The 14,313-nt window shown below is 69.0% G+C and carries 14 protein-coding genes; 6 read left to right on the plus strand and 8 right to left on the minus strand.

All coding sequences use genetic code 11. From position 1 onward, the window contains the following. The first annotated feature begins 2 nt into the window (after positions 1-2). The 6 genes from FQY83_RS01500 to FQY83_RS01525 all read left to right on the plus strand — a co-directional run bounded on the left by FQY83_RS01500 (position 3) and on the right by FQY83_RS01525 (position 5,675). Positions 3-614 carry a GNAT family N-acetyltransferase gene (locus FQY83_RS01500; protein ID WP_146384469.1) on the plus strand — a complete coding sequence of 204 codons (612 nt, stop codon included), beginning with the start codon at positions 3-5 and terminating at the stop codon, positions 612-614. Further along, a complete protein-coding gene (gene argC / locus FQY83_RS01505) occupies positions 611-1,594 on the plus strand; it encodes an N-acetyl-gamma-glutamyl-phosphate reductase (protein WP_146384471.1) in 984 nt (327 codons plus the stop codon). The genes FQY83_RS01500 and argC overlap by 4 nt, the downstream gene beginning before the upstream one ends. Next, the gene (gene argH / locus FQY83_RS01510; protein WP_146384473.1) at positions 1,591-2,883 is read left to right on the plus strand and encodes an argininosuccinate lyase; all 1,293 of its coding nucleotides are present in this window, start codon (positions 1,591-1,593) and stop codon (positions 2,881-2,883) included. Before argC ends, argH begins: the two co-directional genes overlap by 4 nt. Next, positions 2,880-3,149, plus strand: coding sequence for a YciI family protein (locus FQY83_RS01515; protein ID WP_272952437.1), 270 nt, complete (start codon positions 2,880-2,882; stop codon positions 3,147-3,149). Before argH ends, FQY83_RS01515 begins: the two co-directional genes overlap by 4 nt. 4 nt (positions 3,150-3,153) lie before the next feature. After that, on the plus strand, positions 3,154-4,293 hold the full coding sequence (proB, locus tag FQY83_RS01520; RefSeq protein ID WP_146384475.1) for a glutamate 5-kinase: 1,140 nt from the start codon (positions 3,154-3,156) through the stop codon (positions 4,291-4,293). Positions 4,294-4,418: 125 nt separating this feature from the next. Next, positions 4,419-5,675 (plus strand): glutamate-5-semialdehyde dehydrogenase, encoded by a 1,257-nt coding sequence (locus FQY83_RS01525; RefSeq protein WP_146384477.1) that lies wholly within the window; start codon positions 4,419-4,421, stop codon positions 5,673-5,675. A gap of 550 nt (positions 5,676-6,225) precedes the next feature. Here the strand turns inward: FQY83_RS01525 and FQY83_RS01530 are convergent. The 8 genes from FQY83_RS01530 to trbE are packed head-to-tail and all read right to left on the minus strand — an operon-like array spanning position 6,226 to position 14,305. After that, the gene (locus tag FQY83_RS01530; protein WP_008786880.1) at positions 6,226-6,468 is read right to left on the minus strand and encodes a DUF2274 domain-containing protein; all 243 of its coding nucleotides are present in this window, start codon (positions 6,466-6,468) and stop codon (positions 6,226-6,228) included. Further along, a complete protein-coding gene (locus FQY83_RS01535) occupies positions 6,465-7,739 on the minus strand; it encodes a TraB/TrbI/VirB10 family type IV secretion system protein (RefSeq protein WP_008786881.1) in 1,275 nt (424 codons plus the stop codon). Before FQY83_RS01535 ends, FQY83_RS01530 begins: the two co-directional genes overlap by 4 nt. A 2-nt stretch (positions 7,740-7,741) precedes the next feature. Further along, positions 7,742-8,740: a P-type conjugative transfer protein TrbG gene (trbG, locus tag FQY83_RS01540; protein WP_008786882.1), complete on the minus strand. Its 999-nt coding sequence runs from the start codon at positions 8,738-8,740 to the stop codon at positions 7,742-7,744. Then, a complete protein-coding gene (gene trbF, locus FQY83_RS01545; protein WP_008786883.1) occupies positions 8,737-9,441 on the minus strand; it encodes a conjugal transfer protein TrbF in 705 nt (234 codons plus the stop codon). The genes trbG and trbF overlap by 4 nt, the downstream gene beginning before the upstream one ends. A 24-nt stretch (positions 9,442-9,465) precedes the next feature. Continuing rightward, positions 9,466-10,836 (minus strand): P-type conjugative transfer protein TrbL, encoded by a 1,371-nt coding sequence (gene trbL / locus FQY83_RS01550; protein WP_021221531.1) that lies wholly within the window; start codon positions 10,834-10,836, stop codon positions 9,466-9,468. Continuing rightward, the gene (locus FQY83_RS01555) at positions 10,833-11,117 is read right to left on the minus strand and encodes a hypothetical protein (protein ID WP_008786757.1); all 285 of its coding nucleotides are present in this window, start codon (positions 11,115-11,117) and stop codon (positions 10,833-10,835) included. Before FQY83_RS01555 ends, trbL begins: the two co-directional genes overlap by 4 nt. A 12-nt stretch (positions 11,118-11,129) precedes the next feature. After that, positions 11,130-11,855 carry a P-type conjugative transfer protein TrbJ gene (gene trbJ / locus FQY83_RS01560; protein WP_008786756.1) on the minus strand — a complete coding sequence of 242 codons (726 nt, stop codon included), beginning with the start codon at positions 11,853-11,855 and terminating at the stop codon, positions 11,130-11,132. Next, positions 11,852-14,305, minus strand: a complete 2,454-nt coding sequence (gene trbE, locus FQY83_RS01565) for a conjugal transfer protein TrbE (protein ID WP_008786755.1) — start codon at positions 14,303-14,305, stop codon at positions 11,852-11,854. Before trbE ends, trbJ begins: the two co-directional genes overlap by 4 nt. Between the last annotated feature and the right edge of the window lie 8 nt (positions 14,306-14,313).

Here is a 14,313-nt window from a genome sequence, read left to right on the forward strand (position 1 = left end):
CGATGGCCGCGATCGCACTCCCGTCGGCATGGCGCAGCGTACCGAGGCTCGTCGGCCGCCATGCCGTGCTCGAACCGCTGCAGGCCGCGCATGCCGACGGCCTGCGCGCCGCGGTGGAGGGCAGCGGGCTCGACCGGCTCTGGTACACCAACGTGCCTGCGCCGGCGCGCGTGGCGGCCTACGTGGACGGCGCGCTGGAAGCGCAGGCGGCCGGCCGCGTGCTGGCCTTCGCGGTACGCGAGCCCGGCGGCGATGTCGTCGGCACGACCCGCTTCTACGGGCTGGAGCCGGAGGTGCCGAGGTTGCTGCTCGGCTACACCTGGTACGCCCCGCGCGTGCAGCGCACCGGCGTCAATACCGAATGCAAGCGGATGCTGCTGGAACACGCCTTCGACACGCTGGACTGCGCCAGCGTCGGCTTCGAGACCAGCTGGTTCAACCACGCCTCGCGTGCGGCCATCGCCCGGCTCGGCGCGAAACAGGATGGCGTGCTGCGCAACCACAAGCGCCACGCCGACGGTTCGCTGCGCGATACCGTGGTGTTTTCCATCCTCGACACGGAATGGCCGGCGGTGCGCCGGCACCTGCAGTCCCGACTGGACGATCATCCATGAGCAAGGCCCCCGTTTCCCTCGGCATCGTCGGCGCCCGCGGCCATACCGGCAGCGAGCTGATCCGGCTGGTCGCCGCGCACCCGCGGTTCGAACTGGCGTTCGTGTCCTCGCGCGAGCTGGACGGCCAGCGCGTGGCCGGACACAGCGACGCCTACACCGGCGATCTGTGCTTCGAGAACCTCGATGCCGACGCGGTGGCCGCGAAAGGCGCCGACGCCGTGGTCCTGGCCCTGCCCAACGGCAAGGCCGCACCCTATGTCGCGGCGCTGGATGCGGCGAAGCCGGACACGGTGATCGTCGACCTGTCGGCCGACCATCGCTTCGACGAGCACTGGTACTACGGCCTGCCGGAACTGACCCGGGCGCGCTACGAAGGTTCGAAGCGCATCAGCAATCCCGGCTGCTACGCGACCGCGATGGAACTGGCGATCGCGCCGGTGCTCGACCGGCTGGCCGGGCCGCCGCAGTGCTTCGGCGTGTCGGGCTATTCCGGCGCCGGCACGACGCCCTCGGACAAGAACAACGTCGAACTGCTGCGCGACAACCTGATGCCGTACGCGCTGGCCGAGCACATGCATGAGCGCGAGGTGTCGCGCCACCTCGGCGTGCCGGTCGAGTTCATGCCGCACGTGGCGCCGCACTTCCGCGGCATCACCATGACCGTGAACCTGTGGCTGCAGCAGCCGGTGAAAGTGGAGGACGTGCGGGCGCTGTACCGCGACCGCTACGCAGGCGAGCCGCTGCTGCGGGTGGGTGACGACGCGCCCTGGGTCAGCCGGATCGCCGGCAGGCATGGCGTCGAGATCGGCGGCTTCACCGTGGCGCCCGGCGGCAAGCGCCTGGTGGTCGTGTCCACGCTCGACAACCTGCTCAAGGGCGCGGCGACGCAGGCGATGCAGAATCTCAACCTCGCATTCGGGTTCGACGAACTGGCCGGGATTCCGGCGGACGCATTCCTTTCGCAGGAGGACGGCCGATGAGCGACCTGCTGTGGCAGAAGCCCGGCGTGACCGTGGACGCCGGGATCCAGCGCTTCCTCGCCGGCGACGACGTGCTGCTCGACCGCGAGTTCTTCCTGCACGACATCCAGGCCAGCGCCGCGCACGCGGAAGGCCTGCAGCGCATCGGCATCCTCTCGGGGGATGAGCTCGACAGCCTCAAGCGCGAGCTCGCGCAGCTGGCCGACGACTTCCGCGCCGGCGGTTTCGTGCTCGACGAGCGCTACGAGGACGGCCATTCCGCGATCGAGGCGCGCCTGACCGAACGCCTCGGCGACGCCGGTCGCAAGATCCACACCGGCCGCAGCCGCAACGACCAGGTGCTGGTGGCGACGCGCCTGTGGCTGAAGGAAAAGCTGGCGCGCGTGGCGCGGCTGGGGCGCGAGATCGCGCGGGTGGCGCTCGACCGCGCGCGGGCCGAGCGCGACCTTCCGTTGCCCGGCTATACCCACATCCAGCGCGCCGTGGTGTCCTCGGCGGGCATGTGGTGGGCCGGCTGGGCCGAGGCCTTCATCGACGATGCGGTCCGCGCCGCCGACACGCTGAAGCTGGTGGACTGCAATCCGCTGGGCACTGCCGCCGGCTACGGCGTCAACCTCGGGCTCGATCGCGAACACACGACGCAGGCGCTCGGTTTCGCGCGCATGCAGGTCAGTCCGATCTACGCCCAGCTGTCCCGCGGCAAGTTCGAACTGGCCGCGCTGGAGGCGCTCGGCAGCGCCACGCTCGACCTGCGCCGTATCGCCTGGGACCTGTCGCTGTTCACCAGCGCCGAGTTCGGCTTCGTCGCGCTGCCGTCGCAATACACGACCGGCAGCTCGATCATGCCCAACAAGCGCAATCCCGACGTGATCGAACTGATGCGCGCCACGCACGCCAGTGTCGCCGCGGCGCGCACCGAGATCGAGCAGCTGCTGTCGCTGCCCTCTGGCTACCACCGCGACCTGCAGGCCAGCAAGGGCGCGATCTTCCACGGCTTCGGCCGCGGCCTGGCGGCGCTGGAGCTGCTGCCGGCGCTGCTGGCCAACCTCGAATGGCGCGAGGCGCAACTGCGCGCGGCGATCGATTCTGGCATGTACGCCACCGACGTGGCGGTGGAAGCCGCCGTCGCCGGCGTGCCGTTCCGCGAGGCCTACAAGGCCGCCGCGGCGTCCGCCGACAGCGCCGGGCAGGGACGCACGCCGGAAGGCAGCCTCGCCGCGCGCGTCTCGCCCGGTGCCGCGGCGGACCTGCGCCTCGACGAACTGCAGGCCCGCTGGGAGGCGCTGTGAACGCGCCGGCGACGCGCTACCTGGTGCTGCTGATGCGGCGGCCCGGTTTCGACGAGGCCCTGGTCGCGCCGCACCTGGCCTTCCTCGACGGGCTGCGCGCCGATGGCCTGCTGGAGCTGACAGGCGGCTTCGGCGACCGCAGCGGCGGCGCCTACCTGCTGCGCGGGGTGGCGGATCTCGATGCGGCGAAGGCCATCGTCGAACGCGACCCGCTGGCGATCCACGGCGCGTCGGACATCGTCGTCCACGAGTGGAACACGCGCTGAGCCGATGAACACGCACGCCTTCTCCGAACAGCGCCTGCCGCCCTGGCGGCGCGCCGTGCTGAAGGTCGGCAGCAGCCTGCTGGCCGCGAACGGCGGCGGACTGTCGACCGAGTACGCGCAGGCCATCGCCGGTTTCGTCGTCGCCTCGCACAAGGCCGGGCGCGAGGTGGTGGTGGTGTCCTCGGGTGCGGTCGCGGCCGGCCGCGCGATCATGCGCGAGCAGCCGCACGACGGCGCCGAGATGGCCGAGCGCCAGGCGCTGGCCGCGCTGGGGCAGGCGCGGCTGATCGGCTTCTGGCAGGGCCTGCTCGACCGCCAGGTGGCGCAGGTGCTGCTGACCCACGACGACCTGCGCAACCGCCGCCGCTACCTCAACGCCCGCGCCACGCTGTCGGCGCTGCTGCGCCATCGCGCGGTGCCGGTGGTGAACGAGAACGACACGGTCTCGGTCGACGAGCTCAAGCTGGGCGACAACGACAATCTCGCCGCGATCGTCGCTGCGCTGGTCGATGCCGACGTGCTGTTCATCGCCACCGACATCGACGGCCTGTACGACGCCGATCCGCGCCGCCATCCGGACGCGCGCCCGGTGGAGGTGGTGCCGCAGCTCACGCCCGCGCTGCTCTCGGCCGCAGGCGGTACCGGCAGCGCGATCGGCACCGGCGGCATGCGCACCAAGCTCGAAGCGGCGCAGCGCGCCTCCGCCGCGGGCGTGGCGACGGTGCTGTTCAACGGCACCCGCGCCGACGTGCTGGAAGCGCTGGCGCAGGACCGCCTGCGCGGCACGCGCATCCATGCGCTGCGCAGCCGCGTGGCCGTGCGCAAGCACTGGCTGCAGAACGCGCCGGCGGAGCCGGGCGGCGTCGTCGTCGACGCCGGCGCGGCCAATGCGCTGGTGGAGAAGGGCGCCTCGCTGCTGCCGGGGGGCGTGGTCACGGCCGAGGGCGATTTCCGTCGCGGCGACATGGTCGAGGTGCTGCTGCGCGACGAGCGCGGCACCCGTCGCGTCGCGCGCGGCGTCAGCCAGTATTCCGCTGCCGACATCCGTCGCGTCGCGCGCCGCCATTCGCGCGACATCGAATCCATCCTCGGCTACAGCTATGGCGATACGATCGTGCATCGCGACGATTTGATGCTGTTGTAGTGAAAGTTGGCGGTTGATGGTTGCTGGCTGTTGCCGTTGCCCGTCGCTTTCGGTGGTATGGAGATCGAACCGTCCACCCTGTTTCCATCAACTGCCAGTTACCAATTACCAATTATTAGCCGCAAATGACCGACATCCGCCAACTCGCCCTCCAATGCCGAGACGCCGCGCAGGCGGTCGCCGCGCTGTCGACCGATGCCAGGAACGCCATGCTGCTGGCCATGGCGGACGCGCTGGAAGCCGATGCCCCGGCCATCCTCGCCGCCAACGCCGGGGACCTGCAGGCGGCGAGGGAAAAGGGCGTGGCGGCGGCGATGCTCGACCGGCTGCGCCTCGACGACTCGCGTCTGTCGGGCATCGCCTCGGCGCTGCGTGAGGTGGCGGCGCTGCCCGATCCCGTCGGCCAGATCACGCGCCGCGAGACCCGCCCCAACGGCATCGAGGTCGAGCGCGTGCGCACGCCGCTGGGCGTGGTGGCGATGATCTACGAGGCACGCCCGAACGTGACCGCCGACGCCGCGGCGCTGTGCCTGAAGGCCGGCAACGGCGTGATCCTGCGCGGCGGCAGCGAGGCGATCCGCTCCAACCTGGCGATCACGGCCGCGCTGCAGCGTGCGCTCGAAGCCGCGGGCGTACCGGCCGCCGCGCTGACCCTGGTCGAGGACCTGCGCCGCGAAACCATGCTGGAGCTGCTGCAGCTGACCGACATCGTCGACCTCGCGATCCCGCGCGGCGGGGAGGGCCTGATCCGCTTCGTCGCCGAACACGCGCGCGTGCCGGTGATCAAGCACTACAAGGGCGTCTGCCACCTGTTCGTCGACGCCGACGCCGACCAGGACCTCGCCCTGCGCCTGCTGGTCGACGGCAAGGTCTCGCGCCCCAGCGCCTGCAATGCGCTGGAGACGCTGCTGGTGCACGCCGACATCGCCGACGCCTTCCTGCCGCGCGCCGCGGATGCGATGCGCGCGCACGGCGTGGAGCTGCGCGGCGATGCCGCGACGCAGGCGATCGTGCCGGATGTGGTGCCGGCGACGGAGGAGGACTACGACGCCGAGTACCTCGACCTGGTCATCGCCGTGCGCGTGGTCGATTCCCTCGATGCCGCGATCGCCCACATCCGCCGCCACGGCTCCGACCATACCGAGGTGATCGCCACGCGCGACGAGGCCAGCGCGGCGAAGTTCGTCCAGGCGCTGCGTTCGGCGGTGGTGATGGTCAACGCCTCCTCGCGCTTCAGTGACGGCGGCGAACTCGGCCTGGGCGCCGAGATCGGCATCTCCACCACGCGCCTGCATTCCTATGGCCCGATGGGCCTGGAGGCGCTGACGGTCGAGCGCTTCGTCGTGCGTGGCGCCGGCCAGACTCGCAATCTCCACGGCTGAGTCGGCGAGTCCCGGCGCCCGAGTTGGATGGGAGAAACCGGAAAGAAGGCCTGTCATTTCGACCGCAGGGAGAAATCTCCTATCCAGCGCGCCGGAAGAGTATTTCTCCCTGCGGTCGAAATGACATGGACATGGACAAGGACACGGACACGAGGTACGGACGAGGGCAAGGACGACAGGAGTGCGCTGAACGCAGGAGCCGCCGGGATCGCCGGCCGCAGGGCGTCCGCCACCCGAACCGGCGAAGAATCCAAAAAAGTTCTGGTGTCAAGTCCTTTGTGCAAATCACGCAGGACTTGAAACCGTATATGGGACAGTAGGTTAGCTCTTTTCTCGGCCACTTTGGCGCGGTGTGGCTTCGTGGGCTAGGAGCCACATAGGAGCGTTGGGAGAGAAAGCCACATCGCACTGTGTCGTGCTGGATTGCCGAGGGACGGCGGGCTTGTCTTGTCATCATAGCCCAGGCGGCTCTTGGCGGCATCCAGAATGAAGAACGCGCAGCCTTGGGCTGCGCGTTCGATGGATGTTGCTGGGCAGGCTTCGAGGGCCATCACGTCGGCTTGGACGGCACGCTCCGCGTCGTGGTGCCCTTCCTGAATCCCCGATCCCCCGCCATGAACGCCTCCAGCATGTGCGGGATCAACTTCTCGGCATCGACGGCCTCGCCATACGCCTGCGCGTGCAGCGCGGCGTAGCGGTCGAGGTCGGCTTTCAAGCTGGCCGGGCAGGCAAAGGTCAGCTTGACGCTCTCGGTCTTGGGCAGCGGCCCTAGCCGCAGTTTCTTCGTGTTCATTGGGAAGCTCCCCGGTTGAAGAACAGCGGCTGGCACGGCCGCAGCACCAGATCCCGGTTCACGATGACGCGAACCGGCAGGCCCGGCCTAATGGTCAGCGTCGGCTGGATGTCCATGTTGCGCCGGGTGATCTCCTGACCCACCTGATTGATGCTGTCCTGGGCGCTGTCGCGCCCCGCGATGACGATGCGGTTGCCGTCCTGGCGGTTCTCTGGCGCGGCCAACTCGGCGCCTACGCCCAGCAGCGTCGTCAGCACGGCGCCCGCGACGATGCGATTCCAATGCCAGTCCACGTCGTCTTCCAGGCCGGCGTAGCCGGCTGGATCGGTGCCGACAAGGTTGTCGAGCGTCAGCGAGGACGTATCGGGCAGGATGACCCGGTTCCACACCACCTGCACGCGGCTCTGCCCGTAGCTGACCTGGCTGTTGTATTTACCCAGGATGCGCGACCCCTGCGGGATCAACAGGAACTTGCCCGTGGCCGAGTCATAGACCGGCTCCGTCACCGTGGCGATCACGTCGCCTGGCAAGTCCGACTTGATGCCCGTCACCAGCGCGCCCGCAATCACCGTTCCGGCCATGACCTGATACGGCGAGGCCGGCATTTTCAGGTTTCCGGAATTGCGGGTTTCCATAGAGCCGCCTTTCAGGAACGCCTCTTTCTGGTCTTGCCGGTTTTGCACAGCTGTCGGATCGGCAGGCTGGGGCGCCGCCGAGGCCGGCCCAGCCGCGAGCGGGTCGAAGGCCGCGAGCGTGTTGGCAGCACCAGGCACACCCGGCGGCGCCACCGTGGCCGTGGCGGCGGCCTGGCCCTGGCCGCCCGAGCGGAAAAACACCGACGAAGCCGCTGCGGCTTCCGCCTCCTTGCGCAAGGCGTCGTTGGGATCGTGGCCGGGGGCCGCGTAAGCGGCCACGGCGGACTGCTGCGAGTTCACGATGGCCGGGCCAAGATCGCCCGGCAGTGGCGGCCCCAGCTCGGGCACCTTCGGCGGCAGCTTCGAGTAGTCGGACGGCAGGCCGTCCAGCCCTTCGGACTTCGAGACGCGATCGACGTTGTAAAGCTCGGTCTGCTCGCCCGCGCCGCGCCGGTGCGGTTGCAATGACCAGATCGTGGCCCCGAGCACGGCGACCGACAGGCCGCCGACGAGGACGGCCAGCGTGCGCCGGTTCAACCGGGTCACGGCACGCGGCTGGGCGCGAAGCGCCACCGCCTCGGGCGCGACCTTGCCTGCCTGCCGCGTGGCGAGGTCGGGGGTATCGTCCTGGCTCATGGTCAGTTCCTCCGTGCCACGCCATCCGTGCGCTCGATCCGCACCACGTCGCCCTTGTCACCGCCCAGGCGCAACTCTGCCGCGCCAAACAGGCGATCCACGATGTAGTACGGCGAACGGAAGCGGTAGTTCACCAGTTGCCCGTCGCCTTCCGGCCCGATCACGAACAGCGGCGGCAGTTCGCCTTGCGCGATGCCGGCGGGGAACTGGATATAGACCTTCTGCCCGTCGTCGAAAGCGCGCAGCGGCTTCCACGACGGATTGCTGCCGCCGATCGCGTAGCGAAAGCGCAGGTTCTCCAGCGACAGGCCGCTATCCACCGGCGCGGCGGCGCTGGCCGCTTGCGCCTGGCGCTGCAAGGCCAGCATCCGGTCGCGCGGGTACTCCCAGGACACCGACGCCATCCACGTCTTTTCCGTGGAAGTCAGTTCCAGCAGGTACGTCCTCCGGCTGGTGATGATGACCAGATTGGTCTTGAGGCCCGAGCGGATCGGCTTGACCAGCACGTTGACGCGCAAGTCGGCACCGCTGCCGCTGGACGTGTCGCCCACGATCCAGCGCACGGTATCGCCGGCGGCCACCGTCACCAGCTCCTCGCCCGGCTGCAAGGCAACCATCGTCACCCGGCCCACGGCCGCATAGACCTGATACAGCGCGCCATCGGTGAAGGGCCACACCTGAATCGCGTTGACGTAGCCCTCGCGCGTGGGCGCGACACGCGCCTCGGCATTGGCGCGTGAAACGCGCACCTTCTCGTCGGCCGGCTCGGGCGTGGGCTTGGCGTCCTCGGCCTCGGGTGCCGGCATCAACTGCGCCGGCATCGGCAGCACCTCGGGCACGGCCACAACCTCCACGGGCGCGGGCGGCTCCGGCATCGGCTGGGCCTGCACCGGCACCGGCTCATCGAGCGAGATGGTCGGCGGCGGCTTGCCTTGCGTGGCGCAGCCCGCCAGGGCAACAAGCATCAACGGCAAAGCGTAAAAGCGGAAAGACAGGTTCATGGTTTTGCTCCTTCGGAAGAATCCAGCTCGCGGCTCCAGGAAAGGCCGTTGACGTAGATGCCCAGCGGGTTCTTGCGCAGGCGTTCTTCGGTGCGCGGCGGCTGGAGCACGATGGACACCACGGCCGTCCACCGTTCCAGGCCCGCCGCAGCGCCGTTGACGTAGCGGCGTTCCGTCCAGCGCACGTTGAAAGACGTGTCGCTGGCACGCACGACGCTGGTGATCTGCACCGTCACCGACTCCTTTCCGATGCGCGCGAACGGGTCGTTGACCCGCGCGTAGTCGTTGAGCACGGCCGCGCCTTTGTCGGTCGTGTAGTCGTAGGCGTCCAGCCAGTTCTGGCGGACGACGATGGGGTCGATGGACAGCGAGCGCACCAGCGTCACGAAGCGCGCGATGTGGTGCGCCGTCTGCGCATCGTTGGGCCGGTACGGCGTGGCGGCTTCGCCCACGGCGCGCACCTGGCCCGCGTTGTCCACCTCCACGACGTAGGGCGTGACGATGGATTGCGCCGAGCGCCACACCAGTCCGCCGGCCATCAGCAGCGCGAGCGTGAGGCAGCCGAAGGCCATGAATCGCCAGTTCTTGGCCTGGACGCGGGCCGAGCCGATACGGTCGTCCCACACCTGGCCGGCGGTTTGGTACGGCGTGGCAGGCTGCGGCGTGTCGGCGTAGCGCACCTGCGGTTTCTTGAATCGCATGGTCAGTTCTCCTTGTGAATCGCGTCAGTCGTCGGAGCCGCGCAGGCTCGGGCCTTGCCCGGAGCCGCCGCCGTCGCCACCGCGCAGCGCGTGGGCAGCGGTGGTCGCGGCGTGGGTGAGCTGCTGGCGGCGATGCAGCCGCTTGGCCCAAGCGGGCTGCTCGGGCGCCTGTGCAGCGGCAGCGCCTGCCGGCGCTTCGCTGGTGGCGGCCTGGCCGGCTGACGCGCCAGCGTCGCCGTTCCAGCCCGCGCGGAACGGTGCGGCCATGCGCTGCCCGGCAGCGGAAGCGCGGGATGCGGCAGCGCGTCCGGCAGACTGCGCGCCGGTCTTGGCGACGTTGCCCAAGCCCGCCATCGCGCCTTTGGCACCGCCGCCGGCGGCAGCGGAACCCGCCTGGAACGCCGACTTCGCGCTGCCAGCCGCCGACGTGGCGGCACGCGCGCCGCTGCCGGCCAGCTTGGCGGCAGCCGGGGCCATGCGCGCGCCAGCGGCCACCGCGCCGCCCACGCCCGTCGCGGCAGCACCGACAGCCACTGCCGTTCCGGCCGCGCCGACGGCGGCACCGGCCATCGCGCCCGCGCCGAGCTGGGGCGCGCCGGACACAAGGCCCGTGGCGATGCCGGGGCCGAAGATCCCGAGCGCGAGCAAGGTGAGCGAGGCCAGCATGATGACCAGCGCGTGGTCGATGTTCGGCTCGGCGGGGTGGACTTGGAACTGCGCGAACAGGCCCGAGCCGATGCCGACGATCACAGCCAGCACCAGCACTTTGATGCCAGCGGCCACGACGTTGCCCAGCACCTTCTCGGCGAGAAAGCTGGTCTTGTTCCACAGCGCGAACGGCACCAGCACGAACCCGGCGAGCGTGGTCAGCTTGAACTCGATCAGCGTGATGAAAAGCTGGATCGCCAGCACGAAGAAGCACAGCACCACGACCAGCCACGCGAGGAACATCACCACGATGGGATCGAGATTGGCGAACACCTCGGGGAAGCCCGCCATCTCGCCGATCTGCTCCAGAATCGGCGCCCCGGCGTCGATGCCGGTCTTGGCGAGCCGGCCCGGCTGCAAGAAGTTCTCCATCGTGATGGCCGAGCCGGTGGCGGTGATGCCCAGCCCCGCGAACGAGCGGAACACGATGCTGGCCAGCCAGTTGAAGTTGTTGAGGATGTAGGCGAAGGCACCGACGTAGAGCACCTTGCGCAGCAGCTTGGCGATCACGTCATCGCCTTGGCCGGTGGCGTGGCTCATGGCCCAATACAGCCCGGCGATCGTCATGTCGATGACGATCAGCGTGGCCGTGAGGAACGCCACTTCGCCGCGCAGCAGCCCGAAACCCGAGTCGATGTAGGTGGCGAAGGTGTTGAGGAACTGGTCGATGATGGTCACGTCATTCATGGCGTGCCCTCCGGTTCCTCGAAGCTGGGCGGGATCGGCGGCAGGTCGGCCAGCGTCTGGTATTCATCCGGCCCGGCCTCGCCGGAAAAGAAGCGCCGCCGGAAGGCTTCGGCGGCGGCGCGGCAAGCGTCCTCGCCCGTGGCCTGCCGGTCGGCCGCGCATTGCGCGCGCAATGCCTTGAGCCGCACGCGATCGGCGGCCAGGGCATCGGCGAGGTTGTCGGCCGGCTGCTCGCCGCAAGCGGCCAGCAGCACGGCACCAAGGACGAGGACGCATCGCATGGCGGCCTCCTGTCAGTCGCGGTAGAAGTTGACGGACTGCGGCGTGTACGGCGTGCCTTCCCCGAGGAAGCGCCGCCGCACTTCGCGGGCGCGCTCGGTGGCCGCCGCCTGCCGCGCCAGTTCCAGCGAGGCGGCCCGGTCTTGCGTGATCTGGAGCCGCTGCGACTGGATCGACTGCTTGGCCTGCAAGGCGAGCAACTGGTTCATGGCCTGCATCGCCTGCAACGCGCCTTGCGCCGACTGGCTCTTGCCGACCAGATCGGCCAGCACGCTTTCGTCTTCGCCCAGGTTCTGCGACACCTGCGCCTGCATCTGCATGGTGGTCTGCAAGCCGCCCAGCGTGTTCTTCCACCGCTCCTGGGCGTCGCGGTACATCTGGTCGCCGCTGACGGTGGCGGCGTACTGCTCCGGGTACAGGCGGGCAAACTCCCGATCCAGATTCGTCACGTCGTAGGCCAAGCCTCGGGCCTGGGCGATCAGCCGCTCGGTCGTCGCCAGGTTGGCGCGCAACTGGCCGACCACGCTGGATGGAAGGCTGGCGAGGTTGCGCGCCTGGTTCATCAGCATTTGCGCTTCGTTCTGGAGCTGGCGAATCTGGTTGTTGATCTGCTCCAGCGTGCGGATCGCGGTCATCGTGTTCTGCACGAGGTTGGTGGGGTCGATCACGACCCATTGCGCATGGGCAGTGGCGGTGCAAAGCATGGCCGCGATGGCAGCGGCGACAAGGCGCTTCTTCATGGCAGGATCTCCTGTGGTTGGTCAGCGAGGGAATCCGGCGCGAGGCCGGGGAACGAGGGCAGCAGGTCAGCCGCCCAATCGAGGCCGCGATGGCGCAGCCAGGCACCCGCGAAGCCGGGCGTGCCGGCGTCCAGCAGCACGCGGTCTATGTCGCGCTGGTCTTGCGGCGTGGAAGCGCCCGCGAAGGCCAGCGTCGCCGCCCCCAGGTCGAGGTCGAACAGGCGGTTGCCGAGGCGGGATTGGTAGTAGTAGTCGCGCTTGGGTTGCGCGGTGGCGACGATCTCGATCTGGCGCGAGTTCAACCCGAAGCCCTCGTAGATCGTGCGAATCTGCGGCTCGGTCGCCTGCGGGTTCGGCAGGAAGATGCGGCTTGCGCAGCTCTCGATGATTGCGGGCGCGATGCTCGAATCCTTAATGTCCGCGAGCGACTGCGTGGCGAAGATCACCGACACGTTTTTCTTGCGCAGCGTCTTGAGCCACTGGCGGATGCGCGCGGCAAACACCGGGTCATCCAGGAACAGCCACGCTTCATCGAGGATCAGCATCGTGGGCGCACCGTCAAAGCGTTCGTCAAAGCGCGCAAAGAGGTAATGCAGCACGGCCATGACGGCGGCCTTGCTGTGCATCAGCTCCTCCATCTCGAAACCCTGCACGTCCGCCATGCCCAGCCGGTCGTGGTCGGCATCCAGCAGCTTGCCGTGCGCGCCGCCCAGCACATAGGGCGCGAGCGCCTGGCGCAGCGCGTTCGATTGCAGCAGCACCGACAGGCCGGTCATCGTGCGCTGCTCGACGGGCGCACCGGCCAAGCTGCCCAGCGCCGACCAGATGGCGGCTTTCTCGTCCGGGCCGACTGCTACGCCTTCATGCAGCAAACGGCCTTCGATCCATTCGGCGGCCCAGGTGCGGTAGCCTTCGCGGTCAATGCGGGCGAGCGGCTGGAAGGCGATTTCGCCGTCCGTGCCCAAGTCGTAGTGCTCGCCGCCAAGCCCGAGGATCGTGGCGCGCATCGAACGCCCCATATCGAACGCGAAGATGCGCGAGCCGAGGTAGCGGCGGAACTGCATCGCCAGCGTGGCGAGCAGCACTGACTTGCCCATGCCCGTCGGGCCGGCCACCAGCATGTGGCCCACGTCGCCATCGTGCGTGACCAAGCGAAACGGTGTGGCGCCATCGGTGCGCGTCACGATGAGAGGCGGGCCGTCCAGATGCGCGTTGCGCTCGGGGCCGGCCCACACGGCCGACACCGGCATCATGTGCGCCAGGTTCAGCGTCGAGACGATCGGCTGGCGCACGTTGGCATAGGCGTTGCCGGGGAGCGAGGACAGCCACGCATCCACGGCATTGAGCGTTTCGGAGATGGTCACGAAGCCCCGGCCCTGGATGACGCGCTCCACCATGCGCAGCTTCTCGTCGGCTGCGGCCGGGTCGGCATCGAGCACCGTCACCGTGGCGGTGAGGTAGCCGAAGGCGACTTGATCACTGCCCAGCTCCTGCAACGCGGCATCGGCATCGGTCGCCTTGTTCGAGGCATCCGTGTCCACCAGCGGCGACTCCTGTTGGAAGATCGTTTCGCGCAGCAGCGCGATGACGTTCTTGCGCTTGGCGAACCACTGGCGGCGCAGGCGGGCGAGGTCTTTTTCCGCCTCGGATTTGTCCATGCAGAGGAAGCGCGTACTCCAGCGATACGCAAATCCGAGGCGGTTGAGGTCGTCCAGAATCCCCGGCCAGGTCGAGGTCGGAAAGCCCCGCACCGACACCACGCGCAGGTGCCGGTCGCCCAGCATGGGGGCCAGGCCGCCAACCAGCGGCGAGTCGGCCAGCAGCGCGTCGATGTGGAAAGGCACCTCGGGCACACCGACGCGATAGCGTCGCGTCGAGATGGTCGCGTGCAGGTAGGTCAGGGTCTGCGCGTCATCGAGCCAGGCAATTTCCGGCATGACGCCATCGAGCTGGTCAAAGACCCGATCCGTTTCCGCGACGAAGGCTTGCAGCCGCTCGCGCCAGTCCACGCCATTCGTCGGCGTGTTCTCGTAGAGCATCTTGGCGGCACGAGCGCGCGATTCTTCAGGCGGCAGGTACACCAGCGTCAAGTGATAGCCGCTCTCGAAGTGATGGCCGGTGTCCTCGAAGGCCGAGCGGCGTTCTTCGTCCACCAGCCACGACAGCGCCTCCGGAAACTCTGAGTGCGGGTAGTCCGCGGCGGCGCTGCGTTCGGCCTCGATGAACAGCGCCCAGCCCGATCCCAGCCGGCGCAGCGCATTGTTCAAGCGGGCCGACGTGGCGATCAGCTCGCCTTGCGTGGCACTGTCGAGGTCAGGCCCGCGAAACCGGGCCGTGCGCTGGAAACTGCCGTCCTTGTTCAAGACGACACCCGGCGCGACGAGCCCGGCCCACGGCAGCCAATCGGCGAGCAAGGCCGGGCGCTGGCGGTATTCGGCGAGGTTCAGCATGGCGGCGT

The organism is Luteimonas marina, assembly GCF_007859325.1.
Lineage (GTDB): Bacteria > Pseudomonadota > Gammaproteobacteria > Xanthomonadales > Xanthomonadaceae > Luteimonas > Luteimonas marina.

What these genes read in the sequence shown, in the direction of transcription:
- proB (WP_146384475.1), top strand. Translation starts at nt 3,154, where the DNA reads ATGAACACGCACGCCTTCTCCGAACAGCGCCTGCCGCCCTGGCGGCGC.
- trbG (WP_008786882.1), bottom strand. Translation starts at nt 8,740, where the DNA reads ATGAACCTGTCTTTCCGCTTTTACGCTTTGCCGTTGATGCTTGTTGCC.
- FQY83_RS01500 (WP_146384469.1), top strand. Translation starts at nt 3, where the DNA reads ATGGCCGCGATCGCACTCCCGTCGGCATGGCGCAGCGTACCGAGGCTC.
- trbJ (WP_008786756.1), bottom strand. Translation starts at nt 11,855, where the DNA reads ATGAAGAAGCGCCTTGTCGCCGCTGCCATCGCGGCCATGCTTTGCACC.
- FQY83_RS01535 (WP_008786881.1), bottom strand. Translation starts at nt 7,739, where the DNA reads ATGAGCCAGGACGATACCCCCGACCTCGCCACGCGGCAGGCAGGCAAG.
- FQY83_RS01525 (WP_146384477.1), top strand. Translation starts at nt 4,419, where the DNA reads ATGACCGACATCCGCCAACTCGCCCTCCAATGCCGAGACGCCGCGCAG.
- argH (WP_146384473.1), top strand. Translation starts at nt 1,591, where the DNA reads ATGAGCGACCTGCTGTGGCAGAAGCCCGGCGTGACCGTGGACGCCGGG.
- FQY83_RS01530 (WP_008786880.1), bottom strand. Translation starts at nt 6,468, where the DNA reads ATGAACACGAAGAAACTGCGGCTAGGGCCGCTGCCCAAGACCGAGAGC.
- argC (WP_146384471.1), top strand. Translation starts at nt 611, where the DNA reads ATGAGCAAGGCCCCCGTTTCCCTCGGCATCGTCGGCGCCCGCGGCCAT.
- trbE (WP_008786755.1), bottom strand. Translation starts at nt 14,305, where the DNA reads ATGCTGAACCTCGCCGAATACCGCCAGCGCCCGGCCTTGCTCGCCGAT.
- trbL (WP_021221531.1), bottom strand. Translation starts at nt 10,836, where the DNA reads ATGAATGACGTGACCATCATCGACCAGTTCCTCAACACCTTCGCCACC.
- trbF (WP_008786883.1), bottom strand. Translation starts at nt 9,441, where the DNA reads ATGCGATTCAAGAAACCGCAGGTGCGCTACGCCGACACGCCGCAGCCT.
- FQY83_RS01555 (WP_008786757.1), bottom strand. Translation starts at nt 11,117, where the DNA reads ATGCGATGCGTCCTCGTCCTTGGTGCCGTGCTGCTGGCCGCTTGCGGC.